Genomic DNA, 1,227 nt, shown 5'->3' with positions numbered 1-1,227 from the left:
ATTGTCCCCTGCCGGTTTCCCGGTCGCAGCCATTTCTGGCCAAGGTAAGTCGGGTGGGCATCAGGCAGTTCTTGGTTTCCTGAGAAGTCTCCTTCACTCAATTGATCGCGCCGACACGGCGCACCCAGAGATTGCGATTCTGGCAAACGGCGCGAAGATAGAAGCTTGCGATGCCGAGCGTCTTGGCGCCGACCTCCGAATTCCAACAGTAAAAGCCACGGAAATAAAGATCGGCTGAGCCGTCCCGTAGCCGGCCAGCCTCGATCGGATTGAGATCGTCGACCAGGAAAAGGAACACGTCGCGGTCAGAGGCGTAGAGCGTCGTGGTGTCCTTAGTGATGTCGGCTCGCGGATTATAAATGCTGGTCGACCAGTCAAGGACGCCCGGCACCTTCCACCGGGTGTCACCTGTGCCGTTGCCGGCGATGCGCTGCACGGCGGCGACCAGTTCGCGATCGAAGATGCGGCCGTAGTCCGGGCCGGTGACCGCACGCAACTCAACACGACCATCCTCGATTTCCAGTGTCTTCACCTGTTCGGAGCGGTGAGACGTCAGGCCATATTGTAGATTGATGCCGGCGAGCGGCGCTGGAAGTTGGCGCAAATAGGCCGCCGGCGCGCCAACAAGACTCGCCAGTTGGCCAAAACTCCAATGAGTTGGGGCGATTGGAATATCGGAGCCCGGCAGCACCAGCGTCAGGCGCTCGGCATCGTTGCGGCTTGCCTCTACACGAATAGCCGCGCTTTCCACGGTTCTCGTCCGGCTGCGCTCGGTCCGCGTCTGCACCGCCTCGAATAGCTCCGATAAGGACAAGTAGCGCTCGTCGGCCGGCCGCGAAAACCATTCCGAGGACACGCGACCAATCCGCTCGCCGCGGCTCAAATCCACCTTGAAGCCGCCGGAAAGATCACGGGTGGCGTTCAGAACTTGTGTCATGGGTCGTCTCCATGACGGGCGCCGAAGGCCTCTCCTTCCGCCTCAACCCGTCGCCGAAAACCCGGCCCTTCTCTGACTCTTTGTCGGGAGAGCCCCCGCTCTCCCGACAAACACAAAAAAGGGCGTACAAGGCGGAAGCACCGAAATGCCTGTCGGAGGGAGTAAGTCAGTTCGGTGCTGGAGAAAGTTCGTGGCCCTGAGACCGGTTCAACAGGGCGGCCGTAGGAGCATCAGCATAGATGGGCTAATCGGCTTCGTGCCCCATCTCGTCCGTCCGGAAAGAAGGTGTT

1 pseudogene is annotated in these 1,227 nt (G+C 60.5%); it reads right to left on the bottom strand.

The annotated features are described in order from the left end of the window. Positions 1-124 precede the first annotated feature (124 nt). Positions 125-937: pseudogene (locus PU724_RS33730) on the bottom strand (DUF932 domain-containing protein); the annotation flags it as partial. Positions 938-1,227 lie beyond the last annotated feature (290 nt).

It is taken from the genome of Mesorhizobium abyssinicae, from assembly GCF_049887195.1.
Taxonomy (GTDB): Bacteria; Pseudomonadota; Alphaproteobacteria; order Rhizobiales; family Rhizobiaceae; genus Mesorhizobium; species Mesorhizobium abyssinicae.
Note: the sequence above shows the minus strand (reverse complement) of the source record. Positions and strands in the feature narration are given on the sequence as shown.